We start from the raw sequence: 19,589 nt of genomic DNA, 5'->3' as shown, positions 1-19,589 counted from the left end.
GGGACCGCTCACTTCGACTTGTCGAGAGCGGACTGCGCCGCCGACTGGGCGACGGCCACCGCCTTCTCGATGTCGGCGGCCGTGAGAGCCCCGCTCTGCAGCGCGGGCAGGGACTGCACCACGACGTTCGTCAGCGCGAGCTGGGTGTCGCCCCAGGCGCCGGTGAAAGGCGTCGCGACGGACTTCGCCGCGGCGTCCACGTTGGCCGCGAGCTCGGGATTCGCCTTCTGCACCTCGGCCGCGGCCTCGACGCCGGTCGGTAGTTCGCCGAACGTGTCGAAGTACTCCACCTGCCACTCGGTGCTCGTGATCATCTCGATGAGAGCGAAGGCGAGGTCCTGGTTCGGGGAGTACTGCGCCACGACGAGGTTGTCGCCGGAGAGGATGCTCGCCGCGTCCTCCCCGCCGGAGGGGCGCTCGGCGGTGCCGGGGGGCACTGTCGGCAGGAGGGCGTAGGCGTAGGAGTCGGAGACGGCCGAATCGGCGAAGGCGGCGCGCGAGACCGCGGAGGTCATGGGCAGGAAGGCGGCCTTGCCCTCGGCGAACGCGGCCACGGCCTGGGCGTTCTTCCACCCGATCGAGGCCGGGTCGACGAGTCCGTCGCGGTACCAGCCGAAGTACGTCTCGTACGCAGCCGTGACGGTCGGATCCTCCAGGCGCACCTTCTTGTCGTCGACGTCGACGAGGGGGTTCCCGGCCTGCACCGACATCCCCCAGATGAACTTCCACGGGTCGTAGTTGTCCGCGTAGCCGAGCGCGAGCCCGTGCACGTCGCCCGCGGTGGTCTTCTTCGCGGCCTCGGTCAGCTCGTCCCAGGTCGTCGGCACCTCGCTGATCCCGGCGGCGGCGAGCAGGTCCTTGTTGTACGCCATCACGAACGGGCGGCTCGCGAACGGGACGCCGACCTCGTCCTCCTCGCTGGGACCGGAGATCCCCAGCAGCGAGGGGACGAAGCGGTCCCGCCCGCCGACCTTGTCCCATTCGGCGTCGGTGAGCTTCACGAAGGCGCCGGTGGCGTAGGCCGTCGGGGTGAAGGTCGTCCCGAGCCCGTACACGTCGGGGCCCTGGCCGGAGAGCACGGAGGTCTGGATCTTCGTCAGCTCGTCGTTGGCGCTGGCGAAGGTCTCGAACGTGACCGTCGCACCGGTCTTCTCCTCGAAGGCGTCGGAGACCTTCTGGAACCACTCCTTCTGCTCTTCGGGATAGAGGCCGTTCGCGGCGACCATCACGGTCAGGGTCTTCCCCGTGCCGTCGACCTCGCCGTCGGCGCCTGCTCCAGCGCCGGCGTCGGCGGATCCCGCGCATCCGGCGAGGGTCAGGGCGGCGGCCGCGGTCGTCGCGGCGAGGGCGAGGGTGCGTCGTGACTTCATCGAAACTCTCCTTCGAGCCAATGGACCGCGCCGGCGGGACGGGGCCTGCGGCAAAAGTAGGCACAATGGCAATTCATTGCAATTGATTGCCAATATTTGCCACATGTGATTGCGTATGCCCCATGTCCGAGACCGCCGAGCCTCCGCGCCGGGCGACCCTGGCCGACGTCGCCGACGCCGCCGGCGTCGCCACCTCGACCGCGTCGCGGGCGCTGGCGACCCCCGGGCGAGGGAATCCGGAGACGCGGGAGCGGATCCTGCGGATCGCCGAGGAGCTCGGATACTCGCCCACCGGCTCCCGCAGGCCCGCTCCGCCCGTGCCCACACGCCTGGTCGCGGTGCTCGTCTCCGACGTCACGAACCCCTTCTACTTCGGCATCATCCGCGGCACCCAGCAGGCGTTGCGCGTCGCCGGGTACTCGCAGATCCTCGTGCACACCGAGGAGTCGCCGGAGATGGAGGAGAGCACGCTCGAGGACCTGCGCACGGCCTACGACGGGGCCATCCTGACGGCGTCGCGGCTGTCGGACGAGCGCCTCGCCGAGCTGAGCGGCGAGCTGCCCATCGTGGCGTTGAACAGGGCGGTCCCCGGCGTCCCGTCCGTCTTCATCGACACCCGCCTCGGCTTCGATCAGGCGATCGAGCACCTGGCCTCCCTCGGGCACCGGCGCATCTGCTACGTCGCCGGACCCCCGACGAGCTGGGCGAACAACGTCCGGTGGCAGGCCGTGATCGGCGCGTGCGAGCGCCTGGGGCTCGAGTACTCGCGGGTCGGTCCCTACCAGCCACGCACGAAGGCGGGCGCGGCCGCGGCGGACGCCGCGCTGAACACCGGCGCGACCGCGTGCGTCGCGTTCAACGACCTCATCGCGATCGGGATGCTCGGCCGGCTGAAGGAACGCGGGGTGCGCGTCCCGGAGGATCTGAGCATCGTCGGCTGCGACGACATCTTCGGCGCGGACTTCTGCCACCCTCCGCTGACCACGCTCACGGCCCCGATCGCGCAGGCGGCGAGGATGTCCGTGTCGATGCTCCTGGACCGGCTGCAGAGCGGCCGGGTCGGATCCGGCGCGCTGTCGCGACGTCAGATCGCCTCCCTCCCCACCCACCTCACCGTCCGGGAGTCCACCGGCCCCGCGCCGTCCCGGCGCGGTCCGCACGCGGCCACCCGGCCCTCGGCAGCATCAGGAGAATCATGAGAGCCGCCCCCCTTCGTCCCCATCCGGACCGGCTGCTGCCGATCGATCCCGGAGTCCGGGGCCTCGCCCGCCGGCTGTACGAGGAGGTCGCCGCCGCGCCGATCCTCTCTCCCCATGGGCACGTGGACGCCGCGCTCCTCGCCGACGACCGGCCCTTCCCCGACCCCGCGACCCTGCTCATCACGCCGGATCACTACGTCCTGCGGCTGCTGCACGCCGTCGGGGTCCCGCTCGACGCGCTCGGTCGGGGTCCGTCGCCGGCGGATCCCGAGGAGGTGTGGCGGGCGTTCTGCACGCACTGGGACGTGTTCCTCGGCACCCCCGTACGGTTCTGGTTCGAGACCTCGCTGTCGGAGGTGTTCGGCGTGACGGAGCAGCCCTGTGCCGAGAACGCCGACGAGCTGTACGCCCACATCGACGCCCAACTGCAGGCGGACGCGTTCCGTCCGCGCGCGCTGTTCGACCGGTTCCGTATCGAGGTCCTGGCGACCACGGACGACCCGGCCGAGGACCTCGAGGCGCACGCCCGCCTGCGCGAGGATCCCACGTTCCGCGGCCGGGTCCTGCCCACCTTCCGCGCCGATCGGTACATGGATCCGTCCGTGGACGGCTGGGCGTCGTCCCTCGCGGCGCTCTCCGAGGCCGCGGGCGTCGACGCCGGGTCCTACGCCGGGCTGCGGGAGGCGCTGCGCCGGCGGCGCGAGGCCTTCCGCGCGGCCGGGGGCACCGCGACCGACACGGGCGTGGTCGACGCCGGGTCGGAGCCGCTGAACGACGCGGACGCGGAGCGGATCCATGCCGCGGGCCTGCGCGGCGAGGTCGGCGCCGCGGACGCCGCCGCCTACCGTCGCAATCTGCTGTACCGCCTCGCCGAGATGTCCGCCGAGGACGGACTGGTCATGCAGCTGCACCCGGGCGTCATCCGCAACCATCACCGTCCGACGCGGGAGCGTTACGGTCCCGACTCCGGCCACGACCTCCCCTCCGTCGCGTCCTTCACCGGTCCGCTGACCCCGATCCTTCGGGACTTCGGCGTGCACGAGACCTTCCGCCTCGTCCTGTTCACGGTCGACGAGACCGCCTTCAGTCGCGAGATCGGGCCGCTCGCCGGGTTCTATCCGAGCGTGTACGCGGGCGCGCCCTGGTGGTTCCTCGACACCCCGGACGCGATCACCCGCTTCCGCCGCGCGGTCACCGACAGCGCGGGCTTCGTCAAGACCAGCGGCTTCATCGACGACACCCGGGCCTTCTGCTCCATCCCCGCCCGGCATGACATGTCCCGTCGTCTGGACGCCGGCTATCTGGCGAGCCTCGTCGCCGAGCATCGCCTCGACGAGGAGCACGCTTTCGCGCTGGCCCGTCGCCTCGTCGACGAGATCCCCCGCGCGACCTTTCGCCTCTGACCCTTCGCTCACGCCCGGCGCACCCGGCGCACGCATCGAGTGGTCAGTCTTTGTGGGTTGAGCGGCGCTCAACCCACAAAAACTGACCACTCGACAACGGACGCCGCGACAGAGGACGCCGAGACAGCGGGCGCCGCGACAACGGACGCCGCGACAACGGACGCGGCGGCGCGGACGCCGCGGCGAAGGGGGCGGGTCAGGCCGGGGCGGGCTCCGAGACGGTGGGGCCGAAGGCGGCGGGGAGCGTGGACTGGGAGACCCGGCGCAGCTCCTCGGAGGAGACGGTGAACACGTCCTGCACCTCGAGCGTCGGCTCCGTGTCGGTCACGCCGATGCGGAGCACCGGATAGCCGCGCCCCTCGCAGAGCCCGCGGAACTTCACGTCGTCCTCGCGCGGCACGGTCACGATCACGCGGCCGGTCGATTCGGAGAACAGCGCGGTCGCGGCGTCCACCCCGTCGCGCTCCATGAGCTCGGTCAGCCAGACGCGGGCGCCGACCCCGAAGCGCATGACGCCCTCGGCCAGCGCCTGGGCGAGACCGCCCTCGGACAGATCGTGCGCGCTGGACACCAGCCACTCGTCGCGCGCGGCGGACAGCAGACCCGCGAGGCGCTTCTCGGCGGCGAGGTCGACCTTCGGCGGCGTGCCGCCGAGGTGGTCGTGCACGGTCTCCGCCCAGGCGGAGCCGGACAGCTCGGTCGAGGTGGTGCCGAGCAGGTAGATGTTCTGGCCCGCGTCCTGCCAGCCCGAGGGGATCCGGCGGGAGACGTCGTCGATGATGCCGAGCACGCCGACCAGCGGAGTCGGGTGGATGGGGACGTCGCCCGTCTGGTTGTAGAACGAGACGTTGCCGCCGGTGACGGGCGTGCCCAGCTCGTAGCAGCCGTCCGCGAGCCCGTCGACGGTCTGGCCGAACTGCCACATGACCTCGGGGTTCTCCGGGGAGCCGAAGTTCAGGCAGTCGGTGATCGCGGTCGGCACCGCACCGGTGACCGCGACGTTGCGGTACGCCTCGGCGAGCGCGAGCTGCGCGCCGGCGTACGGATCGAGCTGGCAGTAGCGGCCGTTCGCGTCGGTGGCGATCGCGAATCCGAGGCCGGACTCCTCGTCCACCCGGATCATGCCCGCGTCGTCCGGGAAGGCGAGCGCCGTGTTGCCGAGCACGTAGTAGTCGTACTGGTTGGTGATCCACCGGGTGTCGGCGAGGTTCGGGGAGGCGACGAGGGCGAGGAACTGCTCGCGCAGGACCTCCGGGTCGTTCGAGCGCGGCAGGAGCTCGGCGGCGTCCGCCTGCAGGGCGTCGATCCAGGTCGGGTAGGCGACGGGGCGGTCGTACACCGGACCGTCGACGGCGACGGTGGACGGGTCGACGTCCACGATCCGCTCGCCCTTCCAGTCGATCACGAGGCGCCCGTCGCCGGTCACCTCGCCGAGCACCGAGGTCTCGACGTCCCACTTGCCGGTGACGGCGAGGAAGGCGTCGAGCTTCTCCGGCGCGACGATCGCCATCATGCGCTCCTGCGACTCCGACATGAGGATCTCCTCGGCCGTGAGCGTGGGGTCGCGCAGCAGCACGTTGTCCAGCGACACGTGCATGCCGCTGTTGCCGTTGGCGGCGAGCTCGCTCGTGGCGCAGGAGATCCCGGCGGCGCCGAGGTCCTGGATCGCCTCGACGAGCTCGTCGCGGTAGAGCTCCAGGCAGCACTCGATGAGCACCTTCTCGGCGAACGGGTCGCCGACCTGCACGGCGGGACGCTTGGTGGGCCCGCCGTCGTCGAAGGAGTCCGAGGCGAGGATCGAGGCGCCGCCGATGCCGTCCCCGCCGGTGCGGGCGCCGAACAGGACGACCTTGTTGCCGACGCCGGTCGCGTTCGCGAGCTTCAGGTCCTCGTGACGGAGGACGCCCACCGCGAGCGCGTTGACGAGCGGGTTGGCCTGGTAGACGGCGTCGAAGACCGTCTCCCCGCCGATGTTCGGAAGGCCCAGGCAGTTGCCGTAGAAGCTGATCCCGCTGGTCACGCCGTGGACGACGCGGGCCGTGTCGGGGTGGTCGATCGCGCCGAAGCGGAGCGCGTCCATGACGGCCACCGGGCGGGCCCCCATGGAGATGATGTCGCGGACGATGCCGCCGACGCCGGTCGCCGCCCCCTGGAAGGGCTCGATGAAGGACGGGTGATTGTGCGACTCCGCCTTGAACGTGACGGCCCAGCCCTCGCCCACGTCGATGACGCCTGCGTTCTGGCCCATGCCCACCATGAGGCGCTCGCGCATCTCGTCGGACACCTTCTGCCCGAACCGGCGCAGGTAGTTCTTCGACGACTTGTAGGAGCAGTGCTCCGACCACATCACGGAGTACATCGCCAGCTCGCCGGAGGTGGGGCGGCGGCCCAGGATCTCGCGGATCCGGGCGTACTCGTCGTCCTTGAGGCCGAGCGCCGCGTACGGCTGCTCCTTCTCGGGGGTCGCGCGGGCGTTCTCGACGGAGTCGGGGACGTGGACGGGGGCTTCGGACGTGGTCACGCGGGCTCCTGGAGAAGAGGGAGGCGGGGCCCGTCCAGTCTACCGGCGGGTGCCGCGCGCGATCCCCGCCGCGGGCCGGCGCGAGACCGAGGAGATGCGCGAGAACCCCGGGCTCCGGACGGCCGTCCGCGTCCGGCGGAGCATTCCGCGCGGCGCAGCGGTCAGCCGACGGCGGACGAGAGCCGCTCGGCCAGCGTCGTCGCCGCCCGGCGAAGAGCGTCGGGCGCCACGATCGTGAAGGGGGCGTCGAAGCGCGCCACCGCGGCGAGCACGCCCGTCCACGACCACGATCCGATCCTGATCCGGCAGGTGCCGTCCGCGAGCTGCTCCAGATCGTCGTCCTCGACCCACGCGGCGAGGTCGCGGGCCGGGCGATCGACCACCACCACGCCGGTGCACGGCCAGCGGTCCTCCGTCATGGCCCCCTTGTTCCGCGCCGCCACGAAGGTCTGGGCGTCGGACGCGGGGAGGCGGCGCGGTGTGAAGCCGGGGCCGGTCGGCGTGCGCGGACGCATTCGGTCGAGACGGAACAGCCGCCAATCGTCCCTGTCCAGGTCCCAGGCCACGAGATACCAGCGGCCGCCGCGTGCCACGACGGCGTGGGGCTCCGTCCGTCGCGTCTCATCCCCGCCGGAATAGTCGAACCGCAGCACCCGCCGTTCGGCCGCTGCCGCGCTCGCGGCCTCGAGCACGGCCGGGTCGACGCGCACGTCCGCACCCGACGAGGCGAAGCGGATCCCGTCCACCCGATGACGGAGACGGGACGGCATCACCTGACGCACCGTCGCCAGAGCGCGGGCCGCGCCTTCGTCGACCTCGACGCCGCTTGCCGGAGCGTGGCGCAGCGCGACGGCGATCGCCACCGCCTGGGCGTCGTCGAACAGCAGCGGCGGAAGGTCGGATCCGGCGGCAAGGCGATAGCCGCCGTCGGGTCCCTTGTCGCCGTCGATCCGGTAGCCGAGCTCGCGCAGACGATCCACGTCGCGCCGGACCGTGCGCGGGGTCACGCCCAGACGGTCGGCGAGGACGGCTCCCGGCCACCGGCGCGGGGCCTGCAGCAGGGAGAGGAGCGCGAGCATGCGCGCGGAGCTGCCGGCCATGGACCTATTCTCCCCGAGAAGAGGACAGATCTCGTCCTCTTTGGTCGGCAGGGTTGATCCCGCGCCGCACGGTGCGGCGCGAACACGATGACAGGAGCACCCCATGGCGATCCGCACCACCACTCACCTGAACCTCCCGGGCACGGCCCGCGCGGCGCTCGAGTTCTACGGCGCCGTCTTCGGCGGACGCGTCGTCGTCACCACCTACGCCGATCTCGGGATGTCCGCCGAGGCGCCCGGTGCCGACGACATCGTCTTCGGGGTCGTCGAGAGCCCGGAGGGCTTCCGCGTGATGGCGTACGACGTCCCGGGTCACGGCGTCGCGGACACGGGGACGACGCGTCGCGAGAACGGGGTGACGATCACCGATCGTCCCTTCTTCCTCTCGGTGCGCGCCGATTCCGCCGTCGAGGCCGAGCGCTACTGGCAGGGCCTCGCCGAGGGGGCGACGGTCGTGGAGCCGTTCGCCGCGTCGGCCTGGTCCCCCGGATTCGGCATGCTCACGGATCGGTTCGGCGTCACCTGGGTGCTCGACGTCGAGCCGGCACCCGCGGCCTGAACGCGACGCGGTGGCCGCCGGCCGTCATGCGGGCGGCCACTGCGGGTGGCGGGCGACGGCGACGCGGGCGGCGAGGTCCGTGAGCACCGCAGAATCGCGGGGCTCCAGACCCAGCGTGCGCGCGATCCCCAGGGCGAGGAGGGCGTGCCCGGCCGCGCTCGGGTGGAAGGCGTCGTCGAGAAGGCCCCAGGGCATCCCCTCGTTGCCCGGCCCGGTGCCCGCCGAGAACTCCGTGAACGCGGCGTGCTGGTCGACGAGGATCACCTCCGCGTCGGACGCCACGTCGCGGATCGCCTGGGCGAAGTCCCCGATCCGCTCCCGGTCCGGCGCGTGCCGCAGGTCGATCGAGGGCGGCGTCTGGAGCACGGGCACGGCGCCGATCCCGCGGACCCGCCGGACGAACTCGCCGATCGACGCGGCGAAGTCCGCCGCCTCGATGACCGGATCCAGCCACGTGGTCGTGCAGTCGTTCGTCCCGATCATCAGCGTGACCACGTCCGGGTGCCAGTCCGCGACCCGGCGGGCGAAGTCGTCGAGGATCAGATCCGCGCGCCACCCGGTGACGGCGGTGTTGATCACGACGTCCTGCACACGGCCGAGGTCGCCGCGGATGAGCTCGTGCAGGTGATCGACGTAGTTTCGCGCCCCGCGGGTGTGGATCAGTCCGTGCGTGATCGAGTCCCCGGTCAGCACCCAGGTCAGCGGCGTCCCGGCGGCGAGCGCATCCGCCAGCCGCGCGCGGTCCTCGCTCACCGGCGCACGTCCAGCCGCACGTCGAGGAACCGCGGGCGGTAGATCGAGGCGTCGTCGTACACGTCGCCGACGTTGTCGAAGGTGTTGACGTTGTAGGTGACGAGGATCCGGTTCCCGGTGCGCAGATTCGGGTGCTCGTGGGCGTTGTACGTGAAGACGTCCGCGTCGCCGTAGCTGCCGGCGAGCCCCGTCTCCGGGGTGCGGTACAGCTCGACCGGGTCGGTGAACGGCCCCGTCGGAGAGCAGGAGGTCCGGGCGACGATGCGCGTGCTGAACAGCTCCGAGGTGTCCTGGGTCACGAGCAGGTACCCGTCGCGGAACCGCGCGACGCTGAACTCGTTCGCGACGTACGGGACGACCGGGACGGCGTCGGCCTCCTGGCCGGACCAGCCGGATCCGTCCCAGAACGACCAGTCGCCCGCGATCCCGTCCCGTCCCTGCGCCCGGGCGACATAGGCCGAGCGGACGCCGCCGGGATCGGCGATCCCGTAGATGTACGTCGTCGGACCCTCCTCCAGCGTCCAGGATCCCCAGTTGATGCCCGTCTCGGAGGGGCGGTCGACGATCGTGTCGAGCTGGAGGCTGTCGCCGTCGAGGATCGCCAGACGGTTGGCGGTCCAGCGGAAGTCGAAGCTCCCGGATCCCGTCCGCTCGAACTGCAGCAGCGGGACCTGCACCGTGCCGTGCGCGCCGGGCGTCGGATCCCCGATCCAGTACCAGCGGCCGTCGGGCTCGGGCGGGATGATGCCGGCGGGCGCCTCGGGCGTTCCGCCGGTCACCGTCGTCATGCCGCCGCGGCGGTCCTCGAGCACCACGGAGTTGTTCACGAACGGGGAGTCCGCGGGGCGCGAGCCGTCGGCGTTCACGGTGCCGAGGAAGGTGTCCGAGAAGAACCACCCGGTGGTGCCGCCGGGCCGAGGCAGCGAGAACGTGCTGTCGCCGCCGGTCCATGCCCCGCCCGTCTCCGCGTACGAGCGGAAGCGGTCGGTCAGCTCCTCGTTGACGGTCGTCGTGGCCGTGAGCGTGCCGTCGGTGAGCGCGCACTGCCCGGGGCCGCGGCCGCCGGGGCTGGCGGGGGAGGCCGCGGACGCCGGGGCGGACACCGCGACGCCGGCGCAGAGGGAGGCCGTCGCGACCGCCGCCGCGATCCATCGTCTGTTCATGTCGATCACTCCTTCGTGTTCGGTGGGGTACTGCGTTTCGTCTCGCTTCGCTCGCTCAACGACCGGGGGTGCGGGGGTGGGCGGGGCGTTTCGTCTCGCGGAGACCTGCACTGAGCGAGCCTGCGAGTCGAAGTGTCGCTCAACGACCGGGGGCGGGGCGGGCGTCGGTCGTTGAGCGAGGAGCGCAGCGACGAGACGAAACGCGGGATCCGATCCTCGTGTCCTCCTCCGTCCGCTCAGCCGACCGGGGTCACGGCGCCGGCGGCGTCCACGTCGTACGCGCGGCCCGCGACCCGGAGGCCGCGGAGCCTCGCATGCGGGTCCAGCGCCGCGACGCACCCGGCCGCGCGCACGGTGCCGTCGGCCGAGACGGAGACGCCGAACAGCGCCTCGATCACGAGCTCGATCCACGCGCCGGACGACGAGCACGCCCAGTCGATGATGTAGGGCAGCTGCGGCGGGGCCTTGCGAGCGCCGCCGCCGATGCCGGGGACCGCTTCCTCGACGAAGTGCGCCTGCCCCATCGGCCCCTGGTTCGCCGTGCGCGACAGCCCCTCGATCCACGCCGTCAGGACCTCCGGCGCCCCCAGCGCCGCCAGGGCGCGGCCGGCATCGGCGGGCCACGCCGGGTACGCGCCGTTCCACTGATGGTCCGGCCGCGGGCTGTAGCTGGCGTCCGGGTCCCACGGGGAGAGCGCCCGCATCCAGTTCTCCGTCTGCAGCTCGCGGCGGAAGAACGCCACCATCTCGTCGCGCACCTCCGGTGCGAGGTCCCCGGCGATGGTCGTCCCGACGACGCTGAAGTCGTAGCAGTGCCGGACGGGCAGGAGCGTCCCGTCCGGCTGCCCCGCCGAGAAGACCCCCTCGCCGGGGACGTAGCGCGCGACGACCGCGGGGACCAGCGCCGCGGCCTCGGCACGCAGCTCCGCGGCCTCGGCCTCCTCGCCGCGCAGATCGGCGAGGCCGGCCGCCGTCCGCATGCTCCACACGTTCGCGGCGTTGAGCCCTGCGACCTCGTGCGTGTACGAGCTCACGCACTCGAGCAGGTTGTCGATCTCGCCGTAGTCGGCGAGCGGGGAGTCGCGGCGGAGCGCCTTCCACGCGGTCGCCCACTGCCGGACCGACTCCGCGACGGTGGCGCCGCCGACCACCTCGTCGAGGAACCCGGCGTCGCCGGTGAAGCGGACGTAGTCGTGCACCAGGCGGGTCATCGCGTAGTCGTTCACCGAGTACCAGCGCCCGACCGGGCCCCCGGTGAGGGAGGACGTGCCGAAGTGCGAGTGGATGTCCAGCGAGATCCAATGCCGCACCTGGTTGCGCATCTCGGCCGGGTCGAGCAGGGCGTGGCTGACGGAGCTGAGGCTGTAGTCCCAGATGAAGGTGGTGGTTCCCCAGTAGTTCGGCATGAGGGTGTCGTAAGAGCGGCCCAGGACGTTTCCCGCATAGTCCCGGCGGAACCAGACGACGCCGAGGACGGCCCACCAGTACAGCCGCCGCAGCGCCGAGGAGGAGGTCTCCAGGACCGGCAGCGCACCGGAGAACTCGTCGTCGTCCGGGTCGAACGCGGCCCGCAGCTGGCGGTTCCAGAACTCCTCGGCCGCACCGACGGCCGCGGGGACGGACGCCGCCACGGCGTCGTACGTCTCGACGGCCGAGGCCCGCGTGGTTCCGATCGCCTGCACATAGCCCGCGCGCGCGGATCCGCCGGCCGGCACGCGGAGGGTCGTCCCCAGCTCCCCTCCGCGGCCGTTCCCGCCGATCCCCAGGCCGAACGCGTCCTCCCCGCCCGTGGCGGCACCGGTGACGCCGCTCAGCCGCGCCGTGCCGTCCACGATCCCCTGCACGCTCCAGGCGCGTTCGTCCGCCGACGAGAACACGAGGCGCCCGTCGTCCGTGTCCACCGCGTCCTGCTCGGACGGCGACTCCGCATCCAGCCATGCCGTGGCGGACCGGGTCGCCCGGGCGGCGGCGGAGAGGCCGATCCGCACGTCCCGGTCCGCCTCCCCCGTGTTGCGGACGACGATGTCGACGGTCACGGCGGTGCGCCCGGGGACGCAGACCGTGGTGGTCTCGAGCTCCAGCGTGCCGAGCGTCGCGCGGCGGAGGACCCGGTCCGGGCGCCACTCGTGCGTGACCGGCACGCCGTGGGAGAGGAACAGCCTCCCGTCGACGAACAGCATCGCGGTCTGCGTCAGTCCCTGCGACACCGGCGGGAACTGCACGGCGCTCAGCGCGGTGAGATCGTGATCGACGCGCACGGTCCCGAGCAGGTTCGTCAGGCCGGACGGCGCGATCATGTCGTCGTCGTGGTGGGTGACGGGGTCCGCGGCGAGATCCTCGACGGTGGGGATGAGCGGGAGCATGATGCCTTTCCGGGGGAGGTCAGTACTGGCCGAGCGCGAGGCCCTTGGCGAAGAAGCGCTGGGTGCAGAGGAACAGGACGACCGTCGGCAGGGAGACGAGCACGGCCGCGGCGAGCACGACGGACATCTGGGCGCCGCCGTAGGTGCTCTGCATGCCGGAGAGCGTCGTGATGATCGGCCGGATGTCGTCGGACTGGCTCAGGGTCAGGCCGAGCAGCAGGTCGTTCCAGACGAACGTGGCCTGAAGGATGAAGATCGCCACGAGCGCGCTCGACGCCATCGGCAGGTACATGCGCGTGAAGATCCGCCAGGTCGTCGCGCCGTCCAGCACCGCCGCCTCGAAGACGTTGTGGGCGACGCCGGTGAAGAAGTTCCGCATGACGAACGCGGAGAACGGCACCGAGATCACCGTGTAGATGATCACCATCCCGATCCGGGTGTCGAACAGGCCGATCCGGGAGTACGCGTCGAACAGCGGCAGAAGCACCATCTGCAGGGGGAACACCGTGCCGCCGAAGATGACGACGAACCAGAGGAACCCCCGCTTCAGCCGCAGCGCGACGATGGCGAACCCGGCGGCGGCGCCCACGAGGACGGCGATCGTCGGGGAGACGATCGAGTACACCAGCGTGCTGACGATGCTGTTGCCGAGTCCGGAGAGCGCGAAGGCGTCGGCGAAGTTCTGGAACAGGTGGAAGTCGGTGGGGATCCAGGACTCCTTGGAGGTGAACGTCGCCGGGTCCTTCATCGCGTTCACGACGAGGAGGTAGGCGGGCAGCAGCCAGAGGATCCCGAGGAGGACGAGGACGACGGTGCGGATGATGCGGGACATGTCACACCTCGTTCTTCGGGGACAGCTGCTGGCGGAGGTAGAGCACCGAGGCGATCAGGGTGATCACGGTGAGGAACACCGCGATCGCCGACCCGAGACCGTAGTCGCTGTTGACGAAGGTCTCCTTGTACATCGTCAGCGCGAGCGTCTCCGAGACGGTGCCGGGGCCGCCCTTGGTCATGCCCCAGACGATGTCGAAGGTCTTCAGGCTGGCGACGATGGAGAGGCCGACGACCACGGCCGTCAGCGGACGCAGCATGGGCCACAGGATGCTGCCGAAGAGGCGGATCCCGCCCGCGCCGTCGATGCGCGCTGCCTCCAGCGGCTCCTTCGGAATCGCTTGGAGGCCGATCGTGAACAGCAGGGCGTTGACGCCGACGCCCTGCCACGACGAGGCGATGATCATCACGACCGTGTTCAGCGGCGCGTCCAGGAGCCACCGCGGCGGGTCGGTGATGCCGAACGCCGCCAGCGCCTGGTCGAGCGCGCCGCCGGAGGAGAGGATGAACGACCACACCACCCCCACGCCGATGCCGGACAGGGCGTAGGGGATGAGGAAGGGCAGGCGCAGCCAGACCCCGCCGCGCAGGTTCCAGGTGAGCAGGGCGATCGTCAGGCCGATGCCGACCGGGATGATCAGGGTGCCGACCACCCAGAGGACGGTGTTCACGGCGGAGCCGACGAAGTCGCCGTCGGTGAGCATCTCCACGTAGTTGTCGATGCCCACCCATTTCGGGCTGCCGAGCCCGTTGTAGCGGGTGAAGCTGAGGAACACTGTCCACAGCAGCGGAAGGTAGAGCAGGACGGCGACCAGGAGCACGCCCGGGGCGATGAAGCCCCGGGCGGACCACTGGTAGGGCGAGGTCTGACGCGCCATCCGCCCGTCTACTCCTGCTCGGCCCAGTACTTGTCGGCCGTGGCCTGGATCTTCTCGAGGAACGGCATCGGATCGCCGGGGTTGGCGTTGAAGGCGCCGAACTGCTCGATCGCCGTCGTGACGATCGCCGTGGGCATCGCCTCGAAGAACCGGTCGTACAGGGAGTAGCCCTCGCCGGCGATCTGCTCGCCGAGCTCGGCGAGGGCCGGGTCGGAGACCGTGGCCTTCGGGTTGAAGGCGACGTCGCCGTGGGCGTCGTTCCACGCGGTCTGGGCCTCGGCGGACATCCACCACTCGGAGTAGGCGAGCCCGAGGTCCTTCTGCGTCGAGCTCTCCGCCACGCAGATCGGACCGGACTCGACCGCCACCGGCGTGGTGTCGAGCGCGTCGTTCACCGCGGGGATCGCGAACATCCCGAAGTCGTCGGGCGTCATGCCCGCCCCTTCGAGGTTGCCGGCGAAGAACGTCCCGAAGTCGATCATCGCGAAATCGCCCTGCTTGAGCGCCACGGCCGGATCCGTCGTGCTGCCGGGATCGCTGAACCAGCCCTTCTTCTGCTCGTCCAGCCACAGCTCCATCACCTCGACGATCTCCGGGTCGGTGTACTTCACCTCGCCCGTGGTGAGCCCGGCGTAGAGGTCCGGGTCGGTCGAGGCGACGAGGTGCTGGAACCACGGGAAGGTGAACAGGGTGCTGGTCTGGTAGTAAGGCGTCACCCCGGCGGCCTTGAGCTTCTCGGCCGCGGCGTTCAGCTCCGCCCAGCTCATCGGGACCTCGATGCCGTTCTCGGCGAAGAGGGCCTTGTTGTAGAACATGACCCAGTAGGCGATGTTCATCGGCACGCAGTACTGCTTGCCGTCGAACGTGTACCCCTTGGCGAGGTCCTCGCTCACCCAGCCCTCGCCGATGGCCTTCTCCCAGATGTCCGTGGTCTCCGCGACCAGGCCCTCCTCGACCAGCTGCGCGAGCGACTCGCCGGTGTGCCAGGTGAACAGACCCGGGGACTTGTTCGTGCGGAACGACTGCTTGACGAACGCGTCGTACTGGTTCGCATCCGAGTAGCCGGTGGTCTTGAGCGTGATGCCGACGGCCTCTCCGCTGGCGGTGTTCAGGGACTCGAAGTCGGGCTTCCACGCGGCCTTGTCCGTGTAGAAGTCGAGCGTGCCGGTGACCTCGCCGGATCCGGACTCGCCGGTTCCCCCGGAGCATCCGGCGAGCGCCGAGACGGCGATGATCAGCCCCGCCGCCGTGGCGGCGGTCCTTCGTCGCGAAATCATGCAGAACTCCCTTGTTCATGGTGCTGTTCGGTGTCATCCGGCTTGGTATCGTTACCAGAAACCTGGCCTCACGCTACCAAGCCGCATCGGTGCGGTGCAAGGGATGCAGTGGCTCGAAGCCCCCGCGATCCCCTCGATGTTCGGTTGTGCGGTGTTCGGTTGTGGGGTGTTCAGTTGTCGGTCGTGCCGGCGCGGGCCGTCTCCGGCCCCGTCATGGCCGTCCCCCTGACGAACGCCTTGACGGTCGCGAAGCGCGCGCTGCGGGAGTGCTCGGTCCGCTCGATCCGGTAGCGGCCCACGGCGGCGGGGACGATGAAGGTCTCGGCGTAGTGGACGACGAACGGCGCGAACGCCCCGGTCGGGCTGACGACGCGGACCTCGTCGCCCTCCACGAGGTTCAGCACGTTGACGGTGCCCTCCGTGTCGTGGTCGGCGCCCTGACGGAACCAGTGCCGCCGCACCTCGATGAACTCCAGTTCGTGAAGGCCCGTGCTCTCCTCCACCACGTCGTCGTCCGACCGGACGGTCTCGACCCGGTCGATGAGGTTCTCCGTCACCCAGGCCGTGTCGCGGTCCCACTGGATGTTGCGCGCGCCGTGGTCGAGGTGGACCGGGCGGGGCACGCCGTCCAGGCCCACGCGCCCCCAGTCCCAGAGCTTGAACGTGAAGATGAACGGCGTCGCGGAGATCTCCAGCACCATCGAGTTCGCCCCGGAGCAGTGCACCGTGCCCGCCGGGATCGCGAAGTGGTCGTGCTTGCGCGCCGGGAAGGCGTTGATGTACTCGTCCGCGGGGAACGGGTGCTCGCCGTCCTGCGCCGTGGCGAGGTCGCGCAGCATGGCGTCGCGATCCACGCCCTCCTTGGTGCCGAGGTACACGACGGCGTCGTCCCCGGCGTCGAGCATGTAGTAGCTCTCGTCCTGGGTGTAGTGCATCCCGAAGGTGTTCTGGATGTAGTCGGTGAGCGGGTGCACCTGGAGGCTGAGGTTCCCGCCGTCCATCGTGTCCAGGAAGTCGAAGCGGATCGGGAACTCGGCGCCGAAGCGGGCGAACGTCTTCGCGCCCAGGAGCTCCACGGGCCGGCTGAACACCAGGTCCAGGGCGGGGATCTCCACCACGCCGCCGTCGCCCTGCAGCAGCAGCGAGTTCTCCTCCGGGACGCAGTCGAAGCACCAGGCGTAGTTGTCCTTGGACGGGTCCAGCCCGATGAGGTTCTTCATCCACTGCCCGCCCCAGACGCCGGGGTCGAAGAACGGCACGACGCGGAACGGTCGGGCCGCCGCGTCCCGCAGGGCCCCGCGGAAGGCGTCGCCGGTGATCATCCCGGCCTCCGGCGCATCGGGGTGCGGCTCGGCGGGGGCGATCGCGTTGCCGTCCACGACGACGTCGACGATGCCGAAGAGGTCCCGCTTGTGCCGGTCGGCGACCCGCCACTCCACGAAGAACCCGCGCTTGTACTTGCGCAGGTTGTCCTCGCCGGCGTTGTCCGCGCGCCAGTTGGTCGCGCCGGCGCGCTGGCGCAGCTGGATCTCCCAGCGCGCCATGTCGACGAGGACGAGGGCGGAGGGGCCGGCGAGATGCGGGACGAGCAGCCCCGCTCCCCAGCCGACGACGACGGTCGGACCGCGCAGTTCCGCGGCGAGGGCCGCCAGGGCGGCGTCGTCGTAGAAGTCGGCGAGGGTGAAATGGCTCATCACGCCGAAGACGCGGTCGTCGGTGAGGTTCGGGGCGATCAGGCGCTCGACGTCGGCGACGGGGTGCGCCGCCTCCTCGACGTCGCGCACGGTCCAGTCCGGGAGGGCGGCACGGATCCGGGCGGTCACCGCGACGACGTCGGCGCCGGGGTAGGCGTCGACGAGGAGCACGGGGAAGGTCCCGGCCGCGCGGGCGCGCTCCTCGGCGATCGCCGCGGCGGCCCGCCAGCCCTCCGGGCCCCGCAGGATCCGCTCGCCCGGCGGCAGCGGGACGGTGGGCTGCGTGTCGTAGCGCCCCCGGACCGTGTGGCCGTCGTGCATGTCGTTGATGGGGGTGGTCACTGATCCTCCTGCGGACGGGAAAGGGCGGTGCGGGCCAGGACGCTCAGGCCGCGGGCGACCGAGAGCTCGGGCTCCGGCGGGACGAGGAAGCGCGGGGCCGTCACGGACGGCCAGAGGTGGGCGCGGGCGTACGACTCGAGGGGCGCGCGCACGGCGTCTCCGGCGCGCAGGACTCCGCCGGAGAGGACGACCACGGCGGGGTCGTACATGTGGATCAGGGTGACGGCGGTCGCGCCCCACACGTGCAGGAAGGCGTCGCGGATGCCGGCATGGGCGTCGTCGGCGAAGAGGTCGCGGAGCGTGAGGGCGGCGCCCGTCAGGGACTGCTGCGCGAGCGAGGCGCTGCTGGCCAGCGCCTCGCCGCAGCCGACGTTGCCGCAGGGGCAGACCGGGCCGTTGCGGTCGATCGTGACGTGGCCCCCGAGGATCCCCGCGTGCCCGCGGCGACCGCGGAGCGGGACGCCGGCGATCTGGGCCGCGGTGCCGATCCCGGTGCCCAGGGTCACCAGGACGGCGTCGCGCTCGCCCGCGGCGACGCCGCTCGTGGTCTCGCCGACGAGGGCGGCGCGCGCGTCGTTCTCGACGACGGCCGGGGCGCCGAACTCGGCCGCGGACCAGGCCCGGAGGTCGAGGTCCCGGAACGCGTCGTACTTGGCGTTCGCATGGAGCATCCGGCCGGAGTCCGGATCCACGACCCCCGGGACCGCGATGCCGACCGCGTCGGGAGCGTCTCCTGCCTCCGCGAGGAGCGCGCGGGCCGAGGCCGCCGCGGCGTCGAGGTCGCCCGCGTCGCGGCGCGCGTCGAGGCGGGCGGAGGAGAGGATCCGGTCGTCGGCGGCGACGGCGATCTTGATCCCGGTGCCGCCGAAGTCGATGCACAGCTCCATCGGTGCTCCTCTCGCGTGATTGGTAACGTTATCAAGCTGGAAGAGGCTCTGTCAACGACCGGATCCGGCTCCGTCGACGCCTCGGGAGGGGGGCGTGATCCGAGGGCGCCCCCGGTCAGCGCACGCCCAGGCGGAGGGAGACCGGAAGCTCGATCTCGCGCGGCGCGGCCTCCCCGCCGCCGCCGTCCAGGCGGTCCAGCAGCAGGCGTGCCGCGGTGCGCCCGAGCTCGCGCGGATCGTGGTCGATGACGCTGAGTGGCACCGGCGACAGCTCGGCGAGCTCGAAGTCGTCGAAGCTCACGATCTCCGGGAACGCATCCGCGGTGCGGAGCCCCGTGGCGAGCTGGACGCCGATCTCCTTGAGCGCCCCGATCGCGTTGCGGTTGTTGGCGCAGAAGATCGCGGTCGGCGGGTTCTCCGCCCGGAGCAGGGCGCGCGTGGCCTCCCTGGCCTGGTCCACCGTCTGCTGGGCGGTCGCCACCAGCCGCGGGTCCGCCCTGAGGCCGCGTGACGCCAGCGCCCTCAGGTAGCCCGTATGCCGTCGCGCACCCGTGAAGATGGACAGCGCGTTGCCCAGGTACCCGATCCGCGTGTGACCCCGGTCGATCAGTGCGATCGTGCCCCGGAAGGCCCCGTCCTCGTCGGCGAGGACCACGCTGTCCGCCTCCAGGCCCTCGATCCGCCGGGAGGCGAGCACGACCGGGACCCCCTGTCGCTGCGAGTGCTCGAGGTGGGCCGAGGACGCCGCGGCGGGCACGACGACCAGCCCGTCGACGCGGCGGCCCAGGAAGTCGCCGACCAGTTCGGCCTCCCGGGACGCGTCCTCGGAGGTGTTGCCCAGGAGGATGCGGCGGCCGGCGAGGGCCGCCTCCTCCTCGACGCCCAGCGCGAACGTGCCGTAGTAGGGGTTGGCGATGTTGGTGATCGCGACGCCGATGAGCCCGCTGCTGTGCCCGGGGCGGATGCTCCGGGCGTTCTCGTTGCGGTGGTAGCCGAGCTCGGCGACGGCGGCGAGCACCCGCTCCTGGACCTCGGGCTTGACGTTCCGGCCGCCCGAGAGCGTGCGCGAGACCGTCATCGGACTCACGCCCGCGCGCTGGGCGACCTCCTTGACGGTCGGACGATGCGCTCGTTCGCCCATGCCCTGCCCTCCCGTCGCAGCCCGCTGAGGGAACGTTATCAAAGGACGCCGTCGCCGCATGCGGTCCCGCGGCTTACGGGCTTCCCCGTATGCCGGGCAGCGGGAGCC

The 19,589-nt window shown here is 71.4% G+C and carries 15 protein-coding genes; 3 read left to right on the top strand and 12 right to left on the bottom strand.

What is annotated here, in order from left to right; all coding sequences use genetic code 11:
• Positions 1 to 8: 8 nt before the first annotated feature.
• Positions 9 to 1,370: an ABC transporter substrate-binding protein gene (locus tag K8F61_RS12315; protein WP_231819320.1), complete on the bottom strand. Its 1,362-nt coding sequence runs from the start codon at positions 1,368 to 1,370 to the stop codon at positions 9 to 11.
• A gap of 122 nt (positions 1,371 to 1,492) precedes the next feature.
• On the opposite strand from K8F61_RS12315, the gene K8F61_RS12310 reads away from it, so the two are divergent.
• Entirely contained in the window at positions 1,493 to 2,569 is a 1,077-nt protein-coding gene (locus tag K8F61_RS12310) for a LacI family DNA-binding transcriptional regulator (RefSeq protein WP_231819319.1), read from the top strand.
• Positions 2,566 to 3,972, top strand: a complete 1,407-nt coding sequence (uxaC, locus tag K8F61_RS12305; RefSeq protein ID WP_231819318.1) for a glucuronate isomerase — start codon at positions 2,566 to 2,568, stop codon at positions 3,970 to 3,972. The genes K8F61_RS12310 and uxaC overlap by 4 nt, the downstream gene beginning before the upstream one ends.
• A 196-nt stretch (positions 3,973 to 4,168) precedes the next feature.
• Here the strand turns inward: uxaC and purL are convergent, their stop codons facing one another.
• Entirely contained in the window at positions 4,169 to 6,493 is a 2,325-nt protein-coding gene (gene purL / locus K8F61_RS12300; protein ID WP_231819317.1) for a phosphoribosylformylglycinamidine synthase subunit PurL, read from the bottom strand.
• A 161-nt stretch (positions 6,494 to 6,654) separates the two neighbouring features.
• Positions 6,655 to 7,593 (bottom strand): helix-turn-helix transcriptional regulator, encoded by a 939-nt coding sequence (locus K8F61_RS12295; RefSeq protein ID WP_231819316.1) that lies wholly within the window; start codon positions 7,591 to 7,593, stop codon positions 6,655 to 6,657.
• Positions 7,594 to 7,696: 103 nt separating this feature from the next.
• Between K8F61_RS12295 and K8F61_RS12290 the strand changes: the two genes are divergently transcribed.
• A complete protein-coding gene (locus K8F61_RS12290) occupies positions 7,697 to 8,152 on the top strand; it encodes a VOC family protein (RefSeq protein WP_231819315.1) in 456 nt (151 codons plus the stop codon).
• A gap of 24 nt (positions 8,153 to 8,176) precedes the next feature.
• On the opposite strand, the gene K8F61_RS12285 is transcribed toward K8F61_RS12290, so the two are convergent.
• The 9 genes from K8F61_RS12285 to K8F61_RS12245 all read right to left on the bottom strand — a co-directional run bounded on the left by K8F61_RS12285 (position 8,177) and on the right by K8F61_RS12245 (position 19,481).
• Positions 8,177 to 8,905 carry an SGNH/GDSL hydrolase family protein gene (locus tag K8F61_RS12285; RefSeq protein WP_231819314.1) on the bottom strand — a complete coding sequence of 243 codons (729 nt, stop codon included), beginning with the start codon at positions 8,903 to 8,905 and terminating at the stop codon, positions 8,177 to 8,179.
• Positions 8,902 to 10,068, bottom strand: a complete 1,167-nt coding sequence (locus K8F61_RS12280) for a DUF4185 domain-containing protein (protein WP_231819313.1) — start codon at positions 10,066 to 10,068, stop codon at positions 8,902 to 8,904. Before K8F61_RS12280 ends, K8F61_RS12285 begins: the two co-directional genes overlap by 4 nt.
• A 236-nt stretch (positions 10,069 to 10,304) precedes the next feature.
• Positions 10,305 to 12,431 carry a hypothetical protein gene (locus K8F61_RS12275; RefSeq protein WP_231819312.1) on the bottom strand — a complete coding sequence of 709 codons (2,127 nt, stop codon included), beginning with the start codon at positions 12,429 to 12,431 and terminating at the stop codon, positions 10,305 to 10,307.
• Between the two features lie 19 nt (positions 12,432 to 12,450).
• Positions 12,451 to 13,263 (bottom strand): carbohydrate ABC transporter permease, encoded by an 813-nt coding sequence (locus K8F61_RS12270; protein ID WP_067249828.1) that lies wholly within the window; start codon positions 13,261 to 13,263, stop codon positions 12,451 to 12,453.
• 1 nt (position 13,264) lies between these two features.
• Positions 13,265 to 14,140 carry a carbohydrate ABC transporter permease gene (locus tag K8F61_RS12265; protein ID WP_231819311.1) on the bottom strand — a complete coding sequence of 292 codons (876 nt, stop codon included), beginning with the start codon at positions 14,138 to 14,140 and terminating at the stop codon, positions 13,265 to 13,267.
• Between the two features lie 8 nt (positions 14,141 to 14,148).
• The gene (locus K8F61_RS12260; protein ID WP_231819310.1) at positions 14,149 to 15,417 is read right to left on the bottom strand and encodes an ABC transporter substrate-binding protein; all 1,269 of its coding nucleotides are present in this window, start codon (positions 15,415 to 15,417) and stop codon (positions 14,149 to 14,151) included.
• A 170-nt stretch (positions 15,418 to 15,587) separates the two neighbouring features.
• A complete protein-coding gene (locus tag K8F61_RS12255) occupies positions 15,588 to 17,453 on the bottom strand; it encodes a class I mannose-6-phosphate isomerase (protein WP_219085020.1) in 1,866 nt (621 codons plus the stop codon).
• A complete protein-coding gene (locus tag K8F61_RS12250; protein ID WP_231819309.1) occupies positions 17,450 to 18,340 on the bottom strand; it encodes an ROK family protein in 891 nt (296 codons plus the stop codon). Before K8F61_RS12250 ends, K8F61_RS12255 begins: the two co-directional genes overlap by 4 nt.
• A 115-nt stretch (positions 18,341 to 18,455) precedes the next feature.
• Positions 18,456 to 19,481: a LacI family DNA-binding transcriptional regulator gene (locus K8F61_RS12245; RefSeq protein ID WP_231819308.1), complete on the bottom strand. Its 1,026-nt coding sequence runs from the start codon at positions 19,479 to 19,481 to the stop codon at positions 18,456 to 18,458.
• Positions 19,482 to 19,589: the final 108 nt, after the last annotated feature.

Source organism: Microbacterium resistens (genome assembly GCF_021172025.1).
In the GTDB taxonomy this organism is placed as follows: domain Bacteria; phylum Actinomycetota; class Actinomycetes; order Actinomycetales; family Microbacteriaceae; genus Microbacterium; species Microbacterium resistens.
Note: the sequence above shows the minus strand (reverse complement) of the source record. Positions and strands in the feature narration are given on the sequence as shown.